Annotated in this window: 9 protein-coding genes; 4 read left to right on the top strand and 5 right to left on the bottom strand. The window is 74.3% G+C overall.

Annotation, left to right across the window (positions count from 1 at the left end; translation table 11 throughout):
- The 4 genes from E0D90_RS21970 to E0D90_RS21955 all read right to left on the bottom strand — a co-directional run.
- On the bottom strand, positions 1-342 hold a 342-nt coding region (locus E0D90_RS21970; RefSeq protein WP_227870396.1), incomplete at its 3' end, for a hypothetical protein.
- Positions 342-854 carry a hypothetical protein gene (locus tag E0D90_RS21965; protein WP_130799772.1) on the bottom strand — a complete coding sequence of 171 codons (513 nt, stop codon included), beginning with the start codon at positions 852-854 and terminating at the stop codon, positions 342-344. The genes E0D90_RS21965 and E0D90_RS21970, both read right to left, overlap by 1 nt.
- Positions 851-1,585 carry a hypothetical protein gene (locus tag E0D90_RS21960; protein ID WP_130799771.1) on the bottom strand — a complete coding sequence of 245 codons (735 nt, stop codon included), beginning with the start codon at positions 1,583-1,585 and terminating at the stop codon, positions 851-853. The genes E0D90_RS21965 and E0D90_RS21960 overlap by 4 nt, the downstream gene beginning before the upstream one ends.
- Positions 1,582-1,752, bottom strand: coding sequence for a hypothetical protein (locus E0D90_RS21955; protein ID WP_227870395.1), 171 nt, complete (start codon positions 1,750-1,752; stop codon positions 1,582-1,584). The genes E0D90_RS21960 and E0D90_RS21955 overlap by 4 nt, the downstream gene beginning before the upstream one ends.
- A gap of 194 nt (positions 1,753-1,946) precedes the next feature.
- Here E0D90_RS21955 and E0D90_RS21950 point away from each other — a divergent pair, with 194 nt between their 5' ends.
- The 4 genes from E0D90_RS21950 to E0D90_RS21935 all read left to right on the top strand — a co-directional run bounded on the left by E0D90_RS21950 (position 1,947) and on the right by E0D90_RS21935 (position 5,203).
- Positions 1,947-2,684, top strand: coding sequence for a GntR family transcriptional regulator (locus tag E0D90_RS21950; protein WP_130799769.1), 738 nt, complete (start codon positions 1,947-1,949; stop codon positions 2,682-2,684).
- 227 nt (positions 2,685-2,911) lie between these two features.
- The gene (locus E0D90_RS21945; protein ID WP_130799768.1) at positions 2,912-4,234 is read left to right on the top strand and encodes a hypothetical protein; all 1,323 of its coding nucleotides are present in this window, start codon (positions 2,912-2,914) and stop codon (positions 4,232-4,234) included.
- Positions 4,227-4,781 carry a telomere-protecting terminal protein Tpg gene (tpg, locus tag E0D90_RS21940; protein ID WP_130799767.1) on the top strand — a complete coding sequence of 185 codons (555 nt, stop codon included), beginning with the start codon at positions 4,227-4,229 and terminating at the stop codon, positions 4,779-4,781. The genes E0D90_RS21945 and tpg overlap by 8 nt, the downstream gene beginning before the upstream one ends.
- Before the next feature lie 119 nt (positions 4,782-4,900).
- Positions 4,901-5,203: a helix-turn-helix domain-containing protein gene (locus E0D90_RS21935; RefSeq protein WP_227870394.1), complete on the top strand. Its 303-nt coding sequence runs from the start codon at positions 4,901-4,903 to the stop codon at positions 5,201-5,203.
- A 687-nt stretch (positions 5,204-5,890) separates the two neighbouring features.
- Here the strand turns inward: E0D90_RS21935 and E0D90_RS21930 are convergent.
- Positions 5,891-6,379, bottom strand: coding sequence for a helix-turn-helix transcriptional regulator (locus E0D90_RS21930; RefSeq protein WP_130799766.1), 489 nt, complete (start codon positions 6,377-6,379; stop codon positions 5,891-5,893).
- Between the last annotated feature and the right edge of the window lie 283 nt (positions 6,380-6,662).

The raw sequence follows: 6,662 nt of genomic DNA, 5'->3' as shown, positions 1-6,662 counted from the left end.
CAAGGGCAAGACGGAGGGCAAGCCCGCCGCCGCCCCGGCCGGGGCGGCGGCGGGCTTGCCCTCCGTCTTGCCCTTGGCCGGGTGAACCCGGGGCGGCCGGGTGACTCGCCAGGAGGACCACAGCCCCCAGGCGGCCAGCCCCCACATCACGGGCGGGGCGGAGGTGACGCCGACCCACAGCACCCACCCGGCGCCGGTGAGGGTCGCCAGCCGGAGCGCGCGGTCGGTGACCGGCCGGTCCTCCGGCCCGCGCACCCACTCCCGAACTGATCCCTGAGTGCGGATGGTGACCAGGCGCGCCCCGTACCAGAGGCGGTCAGCTCCTCGCAGCAGCGGTCCCATCAGGCACCACCCTCGTAGCCGATGACGCCCAGGCCAGCGTCCCCGATCGAATTGACGATCGGCACGAGCGTCCCGCCGAGGATGGCAGCGGCACCGGCGGTCAGACCGAGCGTCGCGCCGACGATGACACCGCCGAGGATCCGGCGGCGCTGCGCCTTCGGCGCCCCCTTGATCGCGACGCACAGCACCACGATGCCGACGACGACGAGAACCGCTCCCCCGGGGGACAGCGGCGGCATCTCCGCCCCCGCGATCACCCCATCCTCGGCACCGGCCGCCGCGCCCATCGCGAAACCGCCAGCCGCATTCGCGCCGCCCGCGATCCACCCGGCCGCACCGCCGATCAGGCCACCGGTGCACAGGGTGGCCAGCACCCCGGCCGCCACGCCCTCCGCGCTCGGGATCAAATCCTTCGGGTCGCGCTTCCCCTTCCACCAGTGATGCAGGGCGATGCCCAGCAGCATCAGGCCGATGGCCGCGCCGCCAATAGTGAGCTGAGTGGCCTGTGTCATGGGGTGACTCCTGTCAGGATCGAGACGGCGTCCCAGGGGGTGAACACCCCGGCGCCGCCAATCAGGGCGGTGAAGAGAAGGGCGCGGGCACGGCCGACGCGAACCCACCCGGGAGAGGGCGGGCGGAGCTGCGCTTCGGCGCGGAGCGCCAGGAGGACGAGGCCACCGGCCGCGACGAACCCCAGCGGGGTCCAGACGACATCGCGGAGGTACCAGCACAGGGAGCCCCAAATCTGGGCGACCGAGTAGCCGATCCCAGGCAGCGGCCCGAGGACCGCCATGCCGCCCACGACCGTGCCCGGCCACCACAGGCGCGCCTTCAGCCACGCCCAGCGGTCGTGCTCCTGCTCCTGGTCCCCGAGCGTGATGTGGACGTGGATCTCGGGCGGCGGTCCGGCGGCCGGGGCCGAGGAGCGGGCCGGAGACGGCGGCGGGGGCGCGGCCGGGGGGTGACGCCGACCGGCGGGCGGACCAGCCGGGCCCGGCGCGCCGCCCGGCGGGGTGTCGCCCGGCTTCCCGAACCACACCCGCCGACGCGGCCCCCGCTCCTCCTGTGCACGGTCGCGTGCACGCTGGTCACGGGCCTGTGCACGCTCCCGTGCACGCCGCTCCCGGCGCGACTCCGACCCCTCCCCCGGGGGAGTGCCGCCCGGCGCCGGGTCCGTGACCAGCCCCGGCGGCAGCGACTCCTCCGGGCCGAGCACGCGGCCCTCGATGACCTGATCGCTCATCGCACACCGCCGTCCAGGCGCGCCCGGAGCCACGCCCCGGCCGCCTGCTCGTCAGCGGCCGGCGCCGCGCCCCGGAACTCCGGCGGCACCGGCGGCACCGGCGGCGCGGCGGCCGCCGGCCCCTGCTCCTGGCGGCGGTCCGACTCGGGCAGGACGGTCCGCGTCACCGGCTCCACCCGGCGCCATGACCTGCGGAAAAGCCATTTGAGCGGCATGGAGACCCCCTCTCCTGTCCGGCCCACACGGGGCCGCGTCGGCCCCGTGTGGGCCGGACAGGAGAAAGATTGGCCTAGCGGCTAGGCCAATGTCAAGTATGTGGGCTAGCCTAGGCTCTACGCTCACCACGAGAAAGGACGCAGCGATGCCTCAGATCCAGCGGTCACTACCGCCATACATGCAGGTCACAGCCTCGATCCGCGAGCAGATCGAGACCGGCCAGCTGGCCCCGGGGGACCTGCTCCCCACCGATCGACAGCTCGCCGAGGACTGGTCGATCTCACGTGCCACCGCCCAGAAGGCGCTGACCGTGCTCAAGGTCGAGGGCGTGATCGAGGCCGTGCAGGGGTCCGGCACCCGCGTGGCGGCGGACAGCCTGCACCGGTCCGGCCGGGACCGCGCCGCCTCGGTGCGCAAGGCGGGGCGGATCTACAGCCCCGGCGAATACGCGAAGATCACGAAGGCCGAATTGGCCCCGGCTCCGGCCGACGTGGCCGAGGTGCTCGACATCGACCAGGGCGCTCCGGCGATCCGTCGAGTGCGCATCACGTACACGGCGGAAAATGTCGCTCGAAGCGCTTCGACTTCTTGGTATGACGGCGCGCTCGCTGCAATTGCTCCGCTTTTGCTGGAAGCAGAGCGGATCAAGGAAGGTAGCTGGCGCTATCTCGAAGAAAAGACAGACCGTGCCGCCACGCACGGACAGGACCGCATTTCAGAGAGGAATGCCACTCCCGAAGAGGCAGAAATTCTTGGCCTCGAAGAAGGCGCCGCGCTTAAGGTGACGCGCACGATCCTGCGGGACGCGGACGGCATTGCGATCGAGTACGGCGTCAGCATCAGCGGTGGCGGCCGGGAGTCGGTCTACGACTACGACCTCTAGGGCCGCGCGGCCCGCGTCCCTCGGGGGAGGCGGGCCGTACGGCAGCATGACCACAGCAAGACGGGCCCCCGCCGAAAAGGCGGGGGCCCGACCCGACCAGGCCCCGAGTTCGCACCCCGGGGACGCTGGTGAAGCACTCTCATGCTGGGAGGTGCGCTCACCCATGAGCGTACGACGACTGCACAGCGCTGCGCGACACCCCGCCGGGCGACAGGGGGGTGACCTGCGTGGCTGAGCCCATCCTGCCCCGCGCCACACGGCGGGGTGTCGCCCTCGACTGGGTGAAGTTCGACGCCGAGCTGGCGCGCGACGGAGCCGTCGATCCGGTGGACAAAGCTCTCTACGCCGCCATCGCTTCTTTCGTCGACACGGCCGAGCGGGTGTCGCCCGAGGTCTCGGACCCGGACGACTTGCCCCCGTGGGTCCCTACTCGACGGCGCCTGGCGGGCTGCATCGGTCGGTCGGTCGACACCGTCGACCGGTCGACCCGGCGGCTGGAAGGGCTCGGGCTGCTCCTGGTCCACCGGCAGCCCGACCCAGCCAATCCGCGTCGGCATTTGCCGAGTGAGTACGAGCTGCTCGACCACCACCTGTGGGACGAGCGGGCCGCGCAGCGCGCAGCGGAGCGAGCAGCCAGCTCAGGGGGTGGCCGCACCCATGCGGCCAGGGGTGGCCGCACCCATGCGGCCAGGGGTGGCCGCACCCATGCGGCGGTAAAAGACCTAGGAGAAGATCTTGAAGAAGGTCGTGGAGAAGCAGGGGTGTCGGCCGTAGGCCAAAGTGCGGGTGGTGAAGCCCGCGCGGCTGGCAGCGACAGCGCGGCGGGGAAGCCTGCCCCGGGGAAGGGCGGCTCCGCCGCCGACACCAAGAAGTCCGCCCCGAAGACCAAGACCAGGAAGCTCGCCCCGCCGCCTCCGCCGGTCCCCGGCGAGGAGGAGGTCTGGGCGATGCTCGACGCCGAGCTGGTGGCGATCGGCCAGCGGCGCGGCGTCCGGCCGCCGACCCTGCGGAAGGCGGTCCGCCGGGTCCTCGGGCACGGGGGGGGCGCCGACACGTTCGCGCTCCACCCGCGCGGCCCCGAGCACGCCGCGCAGCGCCTCTACCAGGGCTGGCAGCAGGCGGGCGGCCGGGAGCGCGCCACGCCGGGCTACGCCGGGCCGCTGGAGCCGATCCGGCGGCCGGTCGGCTACCTGGTGGAGGTGCTGACCGCCACGCCCTGCCAGGAGCAGGCGTGCGAGCGCGGCGTCCTGCTGACCACCGGCGCCGAGTGCACCGACTGCGGAGAGCGGGCGGCGGAGCGGGCGGCCGCCGCTCTGCGGGAGCGGCTGACCGCGATGATGCCGGGCCTGCCCGAACCGCGCCGGGTCGGGCCGCGCCCCGAGCCTCCGATGCGGCCGGTCGGCACCTGGGTGTGCGAGGGGGAGGGCTGCGGCCGGAAGGGCGCCGGGGACCGCCCCGACGTCCCGCTGTGCTCGGACTGCACGGCGGAGATCGAGCGGGCCCGGCGCGAGTACCTCGCGCTGCACCACGGGGTGAGCGCCCGTGGGTGAGATCCAGGACGCCGTGGACCGGGCGCTGGCCGCCGTGCACACCCGTCCCGTTCCGCAGAGCGCACAGGCCCGGATGCGGGCGCTGCACAGGGCGGAGCGGGGGTCGAGCCGGGCGGTCGCCGCCCGGCTCGGCACGACGTCGCGCACCGTGCAGCGCTACCTCACCGGGGAGATCCGGCGGCCGGGCCCGGCGCTGGCCGCCGCCCTCGACCGGGAGGTGCGGCGGGTGTGGCAGCCGCGGGTGCGGGCCCGCGCGATCCGGGGCGCGGCGGAGGCCGGGGTCGTCATCGAGACCCGGGCCCGGTTCGGGTTCACCGCCGCGCCCGGGTCCACCGACGATGCCCGGATGCGGCTGATCACCCAGCGGCTGAGCCCCGGGGTCTCCGGGCGGCTGCTGGAGGCGGCCGACCGGGGCGCGCCGGAGGCCGACCTCCGGCAGCTCCTGGGCGACGGGCTCGGCCAGGCGTACTTCCGCGACGGCGACCGCCGGGCCGCCGGCCTCGACGTCGAGATCGCCGAGATTGACTACCTCGACATGGGCCTGTAGCGCGTCTACGCAGGTCAGGCCCCGTGCACACCGATGTGCACGGGGCGGCGGGGGCCGGTGCACGGCCCCCGCCCCCACCTCGCGATATGCCCAGAGTGCATGAGACATGCGGAGGCATCATGGATGAGCAGATGACCAGCACCGAGCGCGACCTGATGGCCACGGTCGCCCTGGTGCTCTACCTCACCGGCGAGACGCAGCGAGAGCTGGCCGCCGCCATCGGACTCGGGCAGGCGCAGATCTCGCGCCGCCAGGCCGGGGCCACGCCGTGGAGCGTCGCCGACCTCGACCGGCTGGCCCGGCACTGGAGCATCCCCGTGCCCGACCTCGTAGCCGGACCCGAGCACGCAGCGCGCCGCCTGCCCGCCTCTCGCCGCGCGCAGACTCTCGGGGGCACCCAGACCACCATCCCGGCCCCCTGAGGCCGTCAGGCGGCGCCTGAGGCCCCTCAGGCGCCGCCGCCCGGGGGAGGGCGCCCCCCTGTCGTGCGCCTGCTGCGCGCCGTGCGCCGCCTGTACTGCGCGGACCGGCCGACACGCGGCCCCACCAGCAGCGGCGCCGCTGACAGTGCGGGTGTGCTCGCTCGTTCGGCGCAGGGGCGCCGCCGGGCCGCGCGCCGGGGGGTGACGTCACAGAGTCGAGCTGTTCAGAGAGAGGTGTCAGCCGAGGAGTCCCGTCCAAAAAGGGCACCTGACCTGCGGTTTCCCCGAATCCTTGCCATTTCTCACTAATACGGTTGCGAAACCCCGGGCGAAACCCCGGGCGAAACCCCGGGCGAAACCGCTCGTGAACCCGCTCGTGAACCCGCTCGTGAAACCCCCACAGCCCGCGTCCGGCCGGGGAGTCCCTGAGTGCCCGCCAGCCCCCGCCGCAGGCTTCTTGTCCAGCAGCTCAGCGCCCTTGCCGACCAGCCCGCGCCCGCGCCCTGACCTGCGGTTGACGGATTTCGTCAAGAGGTTCGTCAAGGGGGTGCACACACCACCGCACCACCTGCACACCCCGCACTGTCAGCGGCGTACACGCAGGTCAGCGCGCGTTTCCGGCGGGCCGCGCAGTACAGGCGGCGCACGGCGCGCAGCAGACGTGCGACAGGGGCCGGCCGCCGCCGTTCACCGCCAGGGACGCCACCGCCGCCGGGGGGACTCCTCCGCCGGTGCCGGTGCCGACTCCGCCCCGGCCGGGGTCGGCTCGGCCACCTCCTGGCCGTCCGCCTGCTCCGGCACCCGCGCCGTGGGCCCGGCCGTCAGCGCCAGGAGCGCCCGCCGGGAGTCGGCCAGGTGCTCGCGCTGCGCGGCCACCAGCTCGCGCAGGTGCGCCGCCTCGACCTCCGCCCGCTCCCGCCCCCGCTCCGCCTCGGCCAGGCGCTCCCGCAGCGCCGCCGCGTCCTCCCCGGCCGGGGGAGCCGCCGGGTCGGGCCCGGCCGGGGCGTTCAGCCGCAGCCCGGCCGCCAGGAGGTCCGGGACCGGGATCAGCCACCCTCGGGCCTCGTCTTGGTGCGCGCCGGGGAAGGCGCCGTCCGTTCGGCGTCGGCGGATCGTGGAGACGGAGACGCCGCACGCGGCGGCCGCCTCCCGCTGGGTCAGCTCGGGCCGGGTCATGCCCGCATCATCCCCGGCCGCGCGCTGCACACCGTGCACATCAGCCGACACGACTAAGCGCCGAATTCCTCGGATTCGCATCCGACCGTTGAATTCGGCCGGTGGGCTTTTCGCTCACCGGCCTAATTCGTTGTGGGTGTGCACGGGGTTTTACGGGTGGTGCACGGGCGGCCGGGAATTCGGTGTGGCGACCGATGGATTCCGGGCCGGAGGGCGCTCCGGGGCGCCCCGGGGCCCCGGGGTGGGGGTCCGGGCCCCCGGCCGGAGGGGTCCGGGGAGGGGC

Source organism: Streptomyces otsuchiensis, from assembly GCF_004305975.1.
Lineage (GTDB): Bacteria > Actinomycetota > Actinomycetes > Streptomycetales > Streptomycetaceae > Streptomyces > Streptomyces otsuchiensis.
This window is presented reverse-complemented; position numbering and strand designations above follow the sequence as displayed.